The organism is Rhodoferax sp. (genome assembly GCF_034519335.1).
In the GTDB taxonomy this organism is placed as follows: Bacteria; Pseudomonadota; Gammaproteobacteria; order Burkholderiales; family Burkholderiaceae_C; genus Allorhodoferax.
Genome location: NZ_JAXHOL010000028.1, coordinates 98533 through 112538 on the forward strand (window position 1 = coordinate 98533; position 14006 = coordinate 112538).

The 14006-nt window shown below is 60.3% G+C and carries 13 protein-coding genes and 2 pseudogenes; 12 read left to right on the forward strand and 3 right to left on the reverse strand.

The genetic code is table 11. From position 1 onward, the window contains the following. Positions 1-2: 2 nt before the first annotated feature. Positions 3-722 carry an ABC transporter ATP-binding protein gene (locus U5O12_RS12570; protein ID WP_322578966.1) on the forward strand — a complete coding sequence of 240 codons (720 nt, stop codon included), beginning with the start codon at positions 3-5 and terminating at the stop codon, positions 720-722. Positions 723-764: 42 nt separating this feature from the next. On the opposite strand, the pseudogene U5O12_RS12575 reads toward U5O12_RS12570, so the two are convergent. Continuing rightward, a pseudogene (locus tag U5O12_RS12575) lies at positions 765-1780 on the reverse strand (CDP-6-deoxy-delta-3,4-glucoseen reductase). Positions 1781-1864: 84 nt separating this feature from the next. On the opposite strand from U5O12_RS12575, the gene U5O12_RS12580 reads away from it, so the two are divergent. Then, positions 1865-2776, forward strand: coding sequence for an SDR family oxidoreductase (locus tag U5O12_RS12580; RefSeq protein ID WP_322578967.1), 912 nt, complete (start codon positions 1865-1867; stop codon positions 2774-2776). Here U5O12_RS12580 and U5O12_RS12585 read toward each other — a convergent pair. Both U5O12_RS12585 and U5O12_RS12590 read right to left on the reverse strand, forming a co-directional pair. Continuing rightward, positions 2773-4446 carry a DUF3369 domain-containing protein gene (locus tag U5O12_RS12585; RefSeq protein ID WP_322578968.1) on the reverse strand — a complete coding sequence of 558 codons (1674 nt, stop codon included), beginning with the start codon at positions 4444-4446 and terminating at the stop codon, positions 2773-2775. The two genes, U5O12_RS12580 and U5O12_RS12585, sit on opposite strands and share 4 nt — an antisense overlap. Before the next feature lie 18 nt (positions 4447-4464). Then, positions 4465-4863, reverse strand: coding sequence for a phosphatase PAP2 family protein (locus U5O12_RS12590; protein ID WP_322578969.1), 399 nt, complete (start codon positions 4861-4863; stop codon positions 4465-4467). Between the two features lie 473 nt (positions 4864-5336). Here U5O12_RS12590 and rfbB point away from each other — a divergent pair, with 473 nt between their 5' ends. The 10 genes and pseudogenes from rfbB (at position 5337) to U5O12_RS12640 (ending at position 14001) form a co-directional block, all read left to right on the forward strand. Continuing rightward, a complete protein-coding gene (gene rfbB / locus U5O12_RS12595; protein ID WP_322578970.1) occupies positions 5337-6431 on the forward strand; it encodes a dTDP-glucose 4,6-dehydratase in 1095 nt (364 codons plus the stop codon). Beyond that, the gene (gene rfbD, locus U5O12_RS12600; protein ID WP_322578971.1) at positions 6428-7318 is read left to right on the forward strand and encodes a dTDP-4-dehydrorhamnose reductase; all 891 of its coding nucleotides are present in this window, start codon (positions 6428-6430) and stop codon (positions 7316-7318) included. Before rfbB ends, rfbD begins: the two co-directional genes overlap by 4 nt. A gap of 13 nt (positions 7319-7331) precedes the next feature. Then, complete coding sequence (rfbA, locus tag U5O12_RS12605) at positions 7332-8216, forward strand: glucose-1-phosphate thymidylyltransferase RfbA (RefSeq protein WP_322578972.1); 885 nt, start codon at positions 7332-7334, stop codon at positions 8214-8216. A 6-nt stretch (positions 8217-8222) separates the two neighbouring features. Beyond that, complete coding sequence (rfbC, locus tag U5O12_RS12610) at positions 8223-8768, forward strand: dTDP-4-dehydrorhamnose 3,5-epimerase (RefSeq protein ID WP_322578973.1); 546 nt, start codon at positions 8223-8225, stop codon at positions 8766-8768. Continuing rightward, positions 8765-9961, forward strand: a complete 1197-nt coding sequence (locus U5O12_RS12615; RefSeq protein WP_322578974.1) for a DUF1972 domain-containing protein — start codon at positions 8765-8767, stop codon at positions 9959-9961. Before rfbC ends, U5O12_RS12615 begins: the two co-directional genes overlap by 4 nt. Before the next feature lie 49 nt (positions 9962-10010). Beyond that, on the forward strand, positions 10011-10964 hold the full coding sequence (locus U5O12_RS12620; RefSeq protein WP_322578975.1) for a glycosyltransferase family 2 protein: 954 nt from the start codon (positions 10011-10013) through the stop codon (positions 10962-10964). 199 nt (positions 10965-11163) lie between these two features. Next, positions 11164-11412: pseudogene (locus U5O12_RS12625) on the forward strand (secretion system protein E); the annotation flags it as partial. Positions 11413-11425: 13 nt separating this feature from the next. Continuing rightward, a complete protein-coding gene (locus U5O12_RS12630) occupies positions 11426-12442 on the forward strand; it encodes a GspE/PulE family protein (RefSeq protein ID WP_322578976.1) in 1017 nt (338 codons plus the stop codon). Positions 12443-12761: 319 nt separating this feature from the next. Then, positions 12762-13802, forward strand: coding sequence for a type II secretion system F family protein (locus U5O12_RS12635; protein ID WP_322578977.1), 1041 nt, complete (start codon positions 12762-12764; stop codon positions 13800-13802). After that, positions 13729-14001, forward strand: coding sequence for a type II secretion system F family protein (locus U5O12_RS12640; RefSeq protein ID WP_322578978.1), 273 nt, complete (start codon positions 13729-13731; stop codon positions 13999-14001). The genes U5O12_RS12635 and U5O12_RS12640 overlap by 74 nt, the downstream gene beginning before the upstream one ends. Positions 14002-14006 lie beyond the last annotated feature (5 nt).

A 14006-nucleotide genomic window follows, 5' to 3' on the forward strand; every position in this document is an offset into this window, starting at 1 on the left:
CAATGACAACAAAGACTTTGCTCAAAGTAACCGGGTTGAAGGTTTCCTATGGCGGCATTCAGGCCGTCAAAGGTGTAGATTTCGAAGTGCATGAGGGCGAGCTGGTCTCGTTGATCGGCTCCAACGGCGCTGGCAAGACCACCACCATGAAGGCCATCACCGGCACACAGCCCATCAATGCCGGGGATATCGAGTACCTGGGCAAGAGCATTCGCGGCCAGGGCCCCTGGGATCTGGTCAAGCAGGGCCTGGCCATGGTGCCGGAAGGCCGCGGGGTTTTTACCCGTATGACGATTGTCGAAAACTTGCAGATGGGTGCCTATATCCGCAACGATAAAGACGGCATTGCCGCAGATATGGAAAAGATGTTCACCATCTTCCCGCGTCTGCGTGAACGCAAGGACCAGCTGGCTGGCACCATGTCTGGCGGTGAACAGCAGATGTTGGCCATGGGTCGCGCACTGATGAGCCGCCCAAAGGTGTTGCTGCTGGATGAACCTTCCATGGGCTTGTCCCCCATCATGGTGGACAAGATTTTCGAGGTGGTGAAAGACGTGTACGCACAGGGCGTGACCGTGCTGCTGGTCGAGCAAAACGCCAGTCGTGCGCTTGGCATCGCCAACCGTGGTTATGTGATGGAGTCCGGCATTGTGACCATGTCGGGCAACGCGGCCGATATGCTGACCGACCCACGGGTGCGAGCGGCCTACTTGGGCGAGTAAGCGGTATCACCGACCCCAAAGGCCACCCACGCGGTGGCTTTTTTACGCCTGAACCTTGTCCGCCTCGGATGTAAACGAATCTGCAAAAAATTCTTCCGGCGGCAAGTGGGCTAGTGCCACAAAGTCCCTACGCGCTGATTCAATGACGATGGGCGCACCGCAGGCATACACCTGGTGGTTGCGCAGATCGGGGAAATCTTCCATCACCGCGCGGTGTACAAAACCACTTCGGCCTGTCCACTGATCCTCTGCGGTTGCGTTGGACACCACTGGGACATAGCGTAGATGGGGCATAGCCTGCAACTGCGCCGCAATCCAGTCCTGCATGTACAGGTCGGCAGGTCTGCGGCCTCCCCAATACAAAGTGACGCTTCGCTTGGAGCCCAGGTGTTGCATGTGTTCAATCAGGGCCTTGATGGGTGCGAATCCTGTGCCCGAGGCCAGCATGACGATGGGTTTGTCGGAGTCTTCGCGCAGAAAGAATGATCCAAATGGCCCTTCTACACGCAGGATTTCCTTCTCTTTCATCGCGCCAAATACGTGGTCGGTGAATTTGCCACCCGGCATGTGCCGGATGTGCAGTTCCATGCTGGGCCCGAGGTTGGGTGCGCTGGCCATGGAGTAGCTGCGTCGCGCACCATCGCGCAATATGAACTCCACGTATTGACTCCGCACGGTAAGCGAAGCTGTCATTGGCGGGCAACTGTAATTGCAGCACCATCACGTCGTCAGATTTTTTGACCAGGGATATCACCCGGGTTGGCATTTTCTTGATTGGCAAGGCACCGAGTTCGGTGACTTGGCGCGATTCCAGCACTAAATCAGACTGCGCTTTGGGCACAACAGGTGAGCACAAACCCTGTCGATTCTTCCTCCAGCGTCAAGGCTTTGAGCTGATGGTTCCCATGCGTAACGGTACCGGAAACCAATTTGCATTTGCAGGACCCACATGCGCCATCCTTGCAACCGTATGGCAGGCCAATACCCTGGCGTATGCCGGCTGCCAGCACGGTCTCACCGTTCGCCACATTGAATGTGCGGCCACTGGGTTGGACCACGACGGAAAAAGTGCGGTCGCTGAACTACTTGCTGTCATCTTGTAGGTATCCTAGGAATACTTGTATTGGAACGGACTAGCAATTTTGCCCTCAAACCAGACCCCCCTTGGCGCCTTGCCTGCGCGATTTCGCCGTGAACGCCTGCTGATTGTCGGTTGTGGCGATGTAGGCCTGCGTGTCGCGAGTCTCTTGCGGGGCAAGGTTGGCCTTTTGGCACTGACATCCCACGCTGAACGTGTCGCCGAGCTGCGTTCCAAAGGCATCACCCCCTTGCTGGGCAACCTGGATACCCCCGCCAGTCTGCGCAGACTGGCCGGCGTGGCTACTCGCGTGGTGCATCTGGCGCCACCTCCGTCGGAGACCTGGACGGACCCCCGCACCCAGGCTCTGGTGCGCGCTTTGCGTTTGCGCAGCCAGCCACGCAGTGTCGTTTATGGCTCCACCAGCGGTGTGTACGGCGATTGCGGTGGTGCCTGGGTGGCGGAAACCCGCACTCTGAGCGCCGGCACCCCAAGAGCCCAACGCCGTACCTATGCCGAGGCAACCATACGATTCTGGGGGCAAGCGTCGGGTGTACGCACCAGCATCCTACGCATCCCCGGTATTTATGCCCCAGACCGCGAAGGCGGCACGCCCAGGGCTCGGCTACTGAAAGGAACACCGGTGCTGCAGCATGTCGATGATGTCTACACCAACCATATCCATGCGGACGACCTGGCGCGTGCCTGCTGCCTTGCGCTATGGCGCGGTGCCCCGCAACGTGCCTATAACGTCAACGACGACAGTGATTTGTTGATGGGCGATTATTTCGACTTGGCCGCAGATTTGTACGGCTTGCAGCGACCGCCTCGGATTGCTCGGGACGCTGCCTCGACACAGCTGCCATTGGCGCTGTTGAGTTTCATGAATGAATCTCGGCGCATGGTCAACGACCGAATGAAACACGAATTGCGTCTAACCCTGCACTATCCCACAGTGCGCAGCGGTCTGGCTTAGTGCCCGCTTGGTCCCGGTGTATCTGCTTCATCGGGATGCAGTTGCCGCAAGGCGTTGAAATCATCCAGATTGGCCAAGAGCAGATCCACCAGCGCCGGCTCAAATTGCCGTCCGCTGCCCTCACGAATGGCGGTGGCTACCATCTCGGGCGACCACGACTCCTTGTAACTGAGTTGTGAGCCCAAGGAGTCGAAAACATCTGCCAACGCGGTGATGCGTGCCGAAACGGGTATATCCGTGCCCGCCAAGCCGTTGGGGTAACCCGTGCCGTCCCAACGTTCGTGGTGGGACAGGGCGATCTCTGCGGCCATTTTCATCAAGGGGCGGTGAGAGCGCTGCAGAATGTCCAGACCAAACTGAGCGTGCTGCTGCATCAGTGCCCATTCATCGGCATTCAACTTGCCGGGTTTGTGCAAAATGGCATCGGGGATGGCTACTTTGCCAATGTCGTGCAACGGCGATGCATTCTGGATGAGCAATACCTGCGCTTCGGGCAAACCGTACTTGCGGGCAAGCATCTCGCAGGCCAGTGCCACCCGTTTGACATGTGCGCCTGTTTTCTGGGTGCGCGCTTCAACGGCATCGGCCAGCGTGTACACCAGTTCCTTCTGCGTTTCCCGCAAGTCGTCTTGCAGGTGGATATTCTCAAAGGTGATCGCCACGCTCTGGGTATAAATTTCAAGCAGTTGTTGGTCCAACTTGCTCAACGCCATGGCATGTTTCAGGTACAACAGGTTTCCGCCGCCATTTTTGGCAGCAGAATACAGAACATAGGCGTCCTCAAAGTGCTGCCCAGCTTTTTTTGCCAATACTTCGGCAAAGCGCTTTGATACGATTTCTGGCAAGTTGGCGCATGCCTCGTTTGTGCTGTACTGCACGAAATCACCTGTTGCGGCGATGGTTTTCGTTTCGTGTTCACCGCTTTGCGCATTCGGCAAAATGATGCAGTACAGGGCCGACTTGTCCAGGTGCAGCAGTGAAGTGAGCTGGTCCAGCACGGCCGAAGCAAAAACTGTCAGAGACTCCGCGGTCTGAACCATCGCCGTAGCCCCCAGCACCCGGGCAAGACCATCTCGCTGGTATTCGATGATGCACAGATCACGGTACGCGCGCAGTTTGCTGTAGAGCAAGGTGCGCAACTTCTGGATGGTCAGGTCGGTCTTCTCTTTGTAGTCGTCGATATCGTATTCACGAATCACCCGGTCTTCTGGAGCCTGACCGGGCTGACCTGTACGCATCACGAGGCGTGTGCGGTGGTTCTCCAGGGTGTTGCGCACGTAGTGGACCAGGTCAAGACCCGCATGGTCGCTTTCCATGACCACGTCAATAATGGCAAGTGCAATGTCTTCGCGTGCGTTGAATATCTCGCGTCCGGCCTGGGCAGAGTGGGCACTGAGGAGTTCCAGTTCGCTACCTTGGAACTCAAAACCCTTGAGCGCCAGACGGGTCACTGCGTGCACTTCAGCATCATCATCCACCAGCAAAATGCACCAAGGCTTCTTTGACACAGCCGTTGTGTTACCGGTGGGTGGGGATTCCTCGTCGGCAAAAATTAAGTCCATGGGCTGGTCCTGCTGGTTTCTAAAAGAGCACTGGGGTCTGTGGAAGATTCTACGCAGATTGCATGTCGCCCGTTGCCCGCTTTTTCCATTGTTCGGCTGTAAGGCCACACGTCGCGCAGGAGGGTGTTAGGCGCGGTAAACGCGAACCAGTACTTTCCAGACCAACCAACTGGTCATGAGCGTGATGGGGCTGGCCCACAAAACATCGCTGAGCCAATGCGCACCGTCGGCCATGCGCGCAAACCCTATGGTCAGGCCAGCCGAGACACCCGCAAATCCCCAGGCCTTGCGGCGCTTTCGGTCAATCAGCATCAGGGACACCAGAAAGAAGCCACAAGCAACATGGCCGCTGACGAAGGAGCAGTTGTTGTTGCACTGGTCGGTTATGACCGCTGCGCGGGTGAATTGTTGCGTGCCACCAAATTCTTGTACCTGGTAGGGGCGCGCCCTTTGCCAGTGGTCCTTGAACACGCTGTTGACTACCAAGCCCGGCCCCAGGGCGCCCGCCAGAACAACAAAGGCCAAAGGCAACCGCCAATCTTTTCGCCTTGAGCCCACTGCCGTCCATATCCACCCGCCAAGTGCCACGAACACCATGACTCTGAAAACCGCAGGTACATAAAGGTTGATTAATTCCACCCACCACCACCGAAAGACACCGGTATGCGCATCCGATCCCAGAAAAATGGCGGCCGCACGCAGGTCCAGCGCTGTCCATGCGGTGGGCAACAGAGCCAGACCGGCACTACCAACCACCATCCACCAAAAAAGCGGCGGTGTCTGGTGGAGGGGTGGAGTTTCTGAGCGTTCAGGGGGCATGGGACAAAGCGTTCGCTGTATAGAGCAAGAGGCGTGATTGTCGATGATTTGTGGCCGGTCGTTCGGCGTCGCCAGCTTAGTCAAACGGACTACATCCGCTTACAAGGCACCCCAGCATTTGAATGCGAAAATGCCGGGCAGGTAATATCTCGACTCCATTTGAACGGACCCTATTTCCCATGACCATTCTTGTGACCGGCGGCGCCGGTTTTATTGGCGCCAATTTCGTTCTTGACTGGCTTGCTGCCTCCAGCGAGCCCGTGGTCAACCTCGACAAGCTCACCTACGCGGGCAACCTGCACAACCTGGACGGCATCAAGGGCGACGCGCGCCACATCTTCGTGCAGGGCGACATCGGCGACTCCGCCCTGCTGGCCCGCCTGCTGGCAGAGCACAAGCCCCGCGCGGTGGTCAACTTCGCGGCTGAGTCGCATGTGGACCGCTCCATCCACGGGCCCGAGGACTTCATCCAGACCAACGTCGTGGGCTCGTTCCGCCTGCTCGAAGCCGTGCGCGCCTACTGGACTGCGCTGCCCGAGGGCGAGCGTCCTGCCTTCCGCTTCCTGCACGTGTCCACCGACGAGGTGTACGGCTCGCTCGCACCCACCGACCCGGCCTTTGCCGAGACACGCGGCTTCGAGCCCAACAGCCCCTACAGCGCCAGCAAGGCCGCCAGCGACCACCTGGTGCGCGCCTGGCACCACACCTACGGCCTGCCGGTGCTCACCACCAACTGCAGCAACAACTACGGGCCGTATCACTTCCCCGAGAAGCTGATCCCGCTGATGATCGTGAACGCCCTGGCCGGCAAGAACCTGCCGGTGTACGGCGACGGCATGCAGGTGCGCGACTGGCTGTATGTGAAGGACCATTGCAGCGCCATCCGCCGCGTGCTGGAGGCGGGCGCCCCTGGCGAGACCTACAACGTGGGCGGCTGGAACGAGAAGCCCAACATCGAGATCGTGAACATGGTGTGCAGCCTGCTCGACGAGCTGCGCCCCCGCGCTGACGGCCAGAGCTACCGCACCCAGATCGCCTATGTGAAGGACCGCCCCGGCCACGACCGCCGCTACGCCATCGATGCCCGCAAGATCGAGCGCGAGCTGGGCTGGAAGCCTGCGGAGACCTTCGACACCGGCATCCGCAAGACCGTGCAGTGGTACCTGGAGCATGCCGACTGGGTGGCCAACGTGCAGACCGGCGCGTACCGCGACTGGGTGGAGACCCAGTACGAACAGCCGCAGCAAGCTGCCGTGGCGGGCGCCAGCGCATGAACATCCTGCTCTTCGGCAAAGGCGGCCAGGTCGGCTGGGAGTTGCAGCGCAGCCTGTCGGTGCTGGGCACCGTCACCGCGCTGGACCACGACAGCACGGACCACTGTGGCGACTTTGCCAACCCCGCCGGTGTGGCCGAGACGGTGCGCGCCCTGCGCCCCGATGTGATCGTCAATGCGGCGGCCCACACCGCCGTGGACAAGGCCGAGAGCGAGGCCGACTTCGCGCGCACGCTGAACGCCACCACCCCCGGCGCGATCGCACAGGAGGCTGCAAAGCTCGGCGCCTGGCTGGTGCACTACAGCACCGACTACGTTTTCGACGGCAGCGGCAGCCGGCCCTGGGTGGAGACCGACCAGCCTGCGCCGCTGAGCGTGTACGGCCGCACCAAGCTCGAAGGCGAGCAGCTGATCGCTGAGGCTGGTGCCAAGCACCTGATCCTGCGCACCAGTTGGGTGTACGCCGCACGCGGCGGCAACTTTGCCAAGACCATGCTGCGCCTGGCGCAGGAGCGCGAACGCCTGACGGTGATCGACGACCAGTGGGGCGCACCCACCGGCGCTGACCTGCTGGCCGATGTGACGGCCCACGCCATCCGGCACCTGCAGCAGCACCCCGAGCACGCGGGCCTGTACCACTGCGTCGCCGCAGGCGAAACGACCTGGAATGCGTATGCAAAATACGTGCTGTCGCGCGCCAGTATTGAAAATTCAGCTATTAAAATAATAGCAAACGAGGTGGCGCCTGTGCCCACCAGTGCTTTCCCGACCCCGGCGGCCCGCCCGCACAACTCGCGCCTGAACACCGCCAAGCTGCAGACCACCTTTGGCCTGCAGATGCCGCACTGGCAGGCCGGTGTGGCGCGCATGCTGGCTGAAATTCTCTGAACGGCACCCTCACATGACGCAACGCAAAGGCATCATCCTGGCCGGAGGCTCCGGCACCCGGCTGCACCCGGCCACCCTGGCCATCAGCAAGCAACTGCTGCCGGTGTACGACAAGCCCATGATCTACTACCCGCTGAGCACCCTGATGCTGGCGGGCATCCGCGACATCCTGATCATCAGCACCCCGCAGGACACGCCGCGCTTTGCGCAGCTGCTGGGCGACGGCAGCCAGTGGGGCCTGAACCTGCAATATGCGGTGCAGCCCAGCCCGGATGGTTTGGCGCAGGCGTTTGTGATCGGCGAGGCCTTTCTGGCAGGCTCCCCCAGTGCCTTGGTGCTGGGCGACAACATTTTCTACGGGCACGATTTTCACGAACTGCTGGGCAATGCCCGGCAACGCACGGACGGTGCGAGCGTGTTTGCCTACCATGTGCAAGACCCAGAGCGCTATGGCGTGGCCGAGTTTGATGACCAGGGCAAGGTGCTGTCGCTGGAAGAGAAGCCCAAACAGCCCAAGAGCAACTATGCGGTCACCGGCCTGTATTTCTACGACAACCAGGTGGTTCAGATGGCCAAGGACCTCAAGCCTTCGCCACGCGGCGAGCTGGAAATCACCGATCTGAACCGGCTGTACCTGGAGCAGGGGCAGTTGAATGTCGAGATCATGGGGCGCGGCTATGCCTGGCTGGACACCGGCACGCATGAAAGCCTGCTCGAAGCGGGCCAGTTCATTGCCACGCTGGAGCATCGCCAGGGGCTCAAGATCGCCTGCCCCGAAGAAATTTCCTGGCGGTCCGGCTGGATCGACAGCGAGCAGCTGGCGCGCCTGGCACAACCCCTGTCCAAGAACGGCTACGGCCAGTACCTGCAGCGCCTATTGAATGACAAGGTCTATTGATCCGCCATGCAAGCTATCCGGCAATCCATCCCCGACGTTGTACTGATCGAACCCAAGGTGTTCGGAGACAGCCGAGGTTTTTTCTACGAGAGCTTCAACCAGCAAGCCTTCCAGGCGGCCACGGGTGTGCAGTGCGATTTTGTGCAGGACAACCACAGCCGCAGCAGCCAGGGCGTGTTGCGCGGCCTGCATTACCAGCTTCCACCCCGGGCGCAGGGCAAGCTGGTGCGCGTGGTGCGTGGGGCGGTGTTCGATGTGGCGGTTGACATCCGCAAGGGCTCGCCCACCTTTGGCCAATGGGTGGGGGCGCTGCTGACGGAAGACAACCACCGCCAGCTCTGGGTGCCGCCAGGCCTGGCCCACGGCTTTCTGGTGCTTTCCGAATCGGCCGACTTTCTCTACAAGACCACGGACTACTACAGCCCCGAGCACGAGCGCTGCATCCGCTGGGACGACCCGCAGCTGGCCATTGCCTGGCCTTCCGTGGAGGCGACCATCCAACTGTCTGCGAAAGACCAGGCAGGGCGTTGGCTGGCCGAGGCCGACCTTTGACGGGCTCTCTGGCTCCAGCGCCCCAGGCCCCCGGAGCCGATAGCCCTCCAGCCTCATTGCGCATTGCCATCCTTGGGGCGCGGGGTATTCCTGCAAGCTACGGCGGTTTTGAGACCTTTGCCGAGCAGTTGGCTACGCGACTGGTCGCCCGTGGGCACCAGGTCACGGTCTATGCCGAGGGCGGGGATCGCCCGGTTGCAGACACCTTGTACCAAGGGGTCCGGGTCCGCACCCGGCGCCGTCCCCGTTGGGGCGCGGCCTCGGTGCTGGCCTACGATTGCGCTTGCCTGTGGGATGCGCGCCGTGACTACGACCTCGTCTACATGCTGGGCTATGGTGCGGCCTGGGCCTGCTGGTGGCCGCGCGTCTTCGGCGTGCCGGTCTGGATCAATGTTGACGGGCTGGAATGGGCCCGCAGCAAATGGGGCTGGGGTGCTCGCCTTTACCTGCGGTGCATGGAGTGGGTGACGACCAAGGTGGCCACGCGCCTCATTGCCGATGCCGAAGCCATCGCGCAGCGGTTCCGCCAGACCTATCCCGGCGGAGCACCTAGCAGTTTTATCGCCTATGGCGCCGAACTGGTGCAGATCGAGGACGCCGATCCTGCAGTGCTGTCGGCGTGGGGGTTGCAGGCCCACCGTTACATGCTGGTCGTAGCGCGGCCTGAACCCGAGAACCATGTCCTGGAGATCGTCCAGGGCTATGTGCGCCACGGAGGGGACTGGCCCCTGGTGGTTGTGGGCGATGTGTCGGGCGCGACCCCTTACCAGCGGCAGCTGCTGGGCAACTTGGCAAGTGATCGGGTGCGCTTTGTGGGGGGGGTCTATGACACGGCGCAGCTCAAGAGCCTGCGTGTGCATGCGGCCTGCTATCTCCATGGCCACTCTGTGGGCGGCACCAACCCGTCCTTGCTGGAGGCTCTGGCCTGCGGCAACTGGGTGATCGCGCATGACAACCCTTTCAACCGGGAGGTCGCGCGCGACGCTGCCGACTATTTTCAGACCCCCGAGCAACTGGCGCGCAGCCTGGACCACGTGGTGACACAAGGGGCGACTCTTCAGGCAGAGCGCAGTCGTCGTGCGCGTGGCATTGTTGCGGAGCACTACACATGGGACGGCATTGCCGATGCCTATGAAGCGTTGATGCGCGCCGAGTGCCCGCCGCCGCAGCGCCTGAAAGCAGCCCAGCGGTGAGCGCTATGGCAGGTGGATCTGGCCTATACAGCGTGATGAGGTGGTTCCCATGAGCGCTGGGCTGGTCGATGTGTTGTTGGCCACCTACAACGGGTCGAATTACCTGGCGGACCAGCTGGATTCCATCCTGGCCCAGACGCACCAGGATTTTCGGATCCTGGTCAGCGATGACGGTTCGTCGGATGACACCTTGGCGATCCTGCAGCGATACCGAGCCCGACTGGGCGCGCGCCTGGTCCTGGTGCCAAACCCTTCTCCCGGCAAGGGCGTGGTCCGCAATTTCGAGAACCTCATGGTGGCCAGCCTGGACGATGGCGTGGCACTGTGGGCTGTTTTCTGCGATCAAGACGATGTCTGGCTGCCGGAAAAAATAGCGTCGTCACTCGCTGAGATGTTGCGTATTGAGGGTGAAGATGGCGGGCAGGTGCCCTGCCTGGTGCATTCGGATCTCACGGTGGTGGATGAGGGACTGGCGGTGCTGTCCCCCTCTTTTGCCAGGTACCAGCAGATGGACCCGGCCACCTGCACCCCGCTGTCGCTCCTGAGTGTGAATCAGGTGACGGGTTGCACCATGATGGTCAACCGGGCCTTGTTGAAAATGGCGCTGCCACTTCCGGCCGAGGTCATCATGCACGACTGGTGGTGTGGCCTGGTCAGTGGCAGTGGGCGCCGGTCCTTCCTGGCGAGGCCCTTGATCCTGTATCGCCAGCACGGTGCGAACCAGGTTGGCGCCAAAGACCGGGGTTTGAAGACGCGGTTGCGGCGCATGGTCGCGGACGGCCCTGGGGTGGTGCGCCGCGTGAAGCGGCTGGGCCGTGCCACTTATCTGCAGGCTGGTGCATTGCAGCTGCGGCTGCGTGCCCAGGGGCTGGATGGGGGCTACGTGTCAGAATACCTTTCCTGGAGAGGTCGGCCTTTATGGTCCAGGTTGATCAGCTATCGCCATTATTATGTCGGTCCCGAGCTGGATCGGCTGAGCCGCTGTTTGCTGTGGTTCAAATGATTCCTTCGCAAGGTGAATTTTGATAATTGCAGGGTATCTGGTTCGGAAATTTGCAAAGGCGTAGGTAATGAAGTCTTCGGCTGAAGTAATCGAAATCGAAAGCATTGATGCCGCTGCGCCCAAGCTGGGTGAAATGCTTCTTGCAGAGCAAAAACTTTCCCGCAATGACCTGGAGAGGGCGCTAGAGGTCCAGCGCTCCATGGGGGGGCGGTTGGGGCGCCTGCTGATCAGTCTGGGGCTGGTTTCCGAGGCGGACGTGTATGCCGCACTGTCGCGCCAGGCGGGGTTGCCGTTGGTGCGCCAGGACGTTTTCCCGAAGGAAAAGCCGGAAACATCGCGTCTGAACACCAGCTTTCTGTTGGCCAACAACCTGCTTCCCCTGGGAAATGTCGATGGCTCCGATGTCGAACAGACACTGCCGGACTTCGCGTCGGTAGATCCGAAGAGCCCGACATTGCGCGATGCACTGCGCCTCGTCTTCGGGCGAGGCTGCCCAGGGGTCTTGCTTCGGGCTGGAGTCCGAAATCTCCAGTCAACTGAACGAGTGGTATCTGCAGGATGCGTCGCAAGACGAAGAAGGTGGTGGCGAGCAGGCGGAGGCTTCAGAGTTCATCGAGCATCTGAGGGACATGGCCTCGGAGGCGCCCATCATCCAGCGCGTGAGCCAGATCCTGTCCCAGGCTGTGGCGGCCCAGGCCTCCGACATTCACATCGAAACCTACGAAGAAAAATCTGTGGTGCGCATACGGGTGGACGGCGAGATGTTTCCCATTGACGATGAAATCGATAACAAGGACGCCCCCGCCGTCGTCTCGCGGATAAAGATCCTTTCGCAGCTGGATATTGCGGAACGCCGGATGCCGCAGGACGGCCGCACCAAGCTGCGTGTGCACGGCAAGGAAATGGACGCACGGGTGTCCACCATTCCCACCATGTTCGGTGAATCGGTCGTCATGCGCTTGCTGGAAAAGAACTTCGACCTGCTCTCGTTGGAGAGCCTGCACTTCACGCCACCCACTTTGAAAACCATGCGCCAGCTGCTCAGTGTGCCGCACGGGATCTTTCTGGTAACCGGGCCCACGGGTTCTGGCAAATCCACCACGCTGTATGCCTCGATGCAGGAACTGGAGGGCGAGAACCTCAAGATTCTGACGGTGGAAGATCCGGTGGAGTACCGGCTGCAATGGCTCAACCAGGTGCAGGTCCAGCCCCAGATCGGGCTGACCTTTGCGAAGGTGCTGCGGTCTTTTCTCCGCCAGGATCCTGATGTCATCATGATCGGGGAAATGCGCGATGGCGAAACCGCTGAAATTGCGGTCCAGGCGGCATTGACGGGCCACTTGGTCATGTCCACGCTGCACACCAATAGCGCGCTGGGGGCCATCGTGCGGCTCATCAACATGGGTGTGGAGCCCTATCTGATCACGGCGTCCGTTATTAGGCGTGCTGGCGCAGCGCCTGGTGCGCAAGCTGTGTGAGGAATGCAAAGCGCCTTTGCTGCCGGATCAGGCACAGGCGGCTGCAGCCTCCCTGGGCATGGCCGCGGAGGCAGGGCCAGGTGCATCTATCGGGCCGTCGGTTGTTCTGCATGCCGGGGGACTGGCTACCGAGGGCGGTTGGCCGTTCATGAGTTGCTGGTAATGTCAGAAGACGTAAAAAAGGTGGTGCTCGAAAGAGGCTCTTCGTTGGGGGGGGGGGACGGCGCCTATGCCGGGGGGAACTTGTTGCAGGATGGCGCCACCAAGGTCTTCAGAGGTCTGACGACTGCGGAAGAAGTCCTGCGCGTTGCGCGTCAAAATGATTGAATTTCAATACGATGGAATCACGTCCGATGGCAAGGCCTGCCAGGGGACGATCCGCGCGCTGAACGTGGAGACCGCGCGACTGCGACTCATTGGGCAGGGCGTAACGCCGGTTCGTATTGCAGACGAGTCGGCAGCAGTTGCCCAAGATGAGCCACAAAGCCGGGGAGGCAAGCTCAAACGTGGCGAGATCCTTTTGTTCAGCCGCGAGATGGCTCACCTCAAGCAGGCCAACATGCCGCTGGACAAGGCGCTGGTCATGCTCAAGGAGACGGCCAATACGGAGCGGCTGAAAGCGTTCATTGCCAAGGTCGAGGAAGGGGTGCGTGGCGGTAAGTCTCTGTACCAGTCGCTGCTGCCGTTTGAGCGGGATCTTGGGCGCCAATATCTGGTTCTGATTCGGGCGGGGGAAACTTCTGGTTCGCTGCATGTGGTTCTGAAAGAACTCACGGTGCAACTGGAGGCAGAAGACAAGCTTCGCAACTACGTCATTTCCTCCATGACGTACCCCGTCATCTTGCTGATTGTTGCGGTGCTGTCCGTCGTGATGCTCCTGGCATTTGTGGTTCCCCAGTTTCGGGAAATTTTTGATTCCATGGGCGACAAATTGCCTTACTCCACGCGGTTGGTGGTCGATCTCAGTGATCTGATTCGCTCGCACTGGATGGCAATCCTGTTAGGCTTGACGGTGGTCTTTTTCCTGGGCTCCCGCTGGGGCGCGACGCCTGCGGGGCGATTGCGTGTTGACAGTGTGCTGTTGGACCTCCCCCTGTTCGGCAAGGTGTTGCGGAATCTGCAGTTTGCTATTTATTTCCGCACCTTCGGCATCTTGCTGCAGCGGGGTGTACCCATGGTGGATGCGTTGCGCATTGCTGTGGACACACTGACCAATACCGCATTGCGCAAGGATATTGAACCTCTGGTGGGCATTGTAAAAACAGGCAAACGACTTTCCACAGGGTTTGTCTCTGCCTTACTTCGGGAAATCCAGCACCCCGCAGCTTATTCGGGTTGCAGAGGAAACAGGGCAGCTTGATATTACTCTGCTGGGTTTGGCAGATCGTTACGAGGATGAAGGTCGTCGCACCATGGGGCGCGTTTTGGCGGCCATGGAACCCTTGATTATTATCGTTTTGGGGGCCTTGGTTGCCTTCATTATTATTGCGATTCTGGGTGGTGTTTTGTCGATTAACGACACTATCTTGATTCTCGGATTTCGTTGCCAGAGATTTTGAAATGA

Bases quoted from the DNA above. Each gene is read 5' to 3' on its own strand.
- U5O12_RS12570 (WP_322578966.1), top strand. From the start codon at position 3: ATGACAACAAAGACTTTGCTCAAAGTAACCGGGTTGAAGGTTTCCTAT.
- rfbB (WP_322578970.1), top strand. From the start codon at position 5,337: ATGACCATTCTTGTGACCGGCGGCGCCGGTTTTATTGGCGCCAATTTC.
- rfbD (WP_322578971.1), top strand. From the start codon at position 6,428: ATGAACATCCTGCTCTTCGGCAAAGGCGGCCAGGTCGGCTGGGAGTTG.
- rfbA (WP_322578972.1), top strand. From the start codon at position 7,332: ATGACGCAACGCAAAGGCATCATCCTGGCCGGAGGCTCCGGCACCCGG.
- rfbC (WP_322578973.1), top strand. From the start codon at position 8,223: ATGCAAGCTATCCGGCAATCCATCCCCGACGTTGTACTGATCGAACCC.
- U5O12_RS12620 (WP_322578975.1), top strand. From the start codon at position 10,011: ATGAGCGCTGGGCTGGTCGATGTGTTGTTGGCCACCTACAACGGGTCG.
- U5O12_RS12630 (WP_322578976.1), top strand. From the start codon at position 11,426: ATGCACTGCGCCTCGTCTTCGGGCGAGGCTGCCCAGGGGTCTTGCTTC.
- U5O12_RS12635 (WP_322578977.1), top strand. From the start codon at position 12,762: ATGATTGAATTTCAATACGATGGAATCACGTCCGATGGCAAGGCCTGC.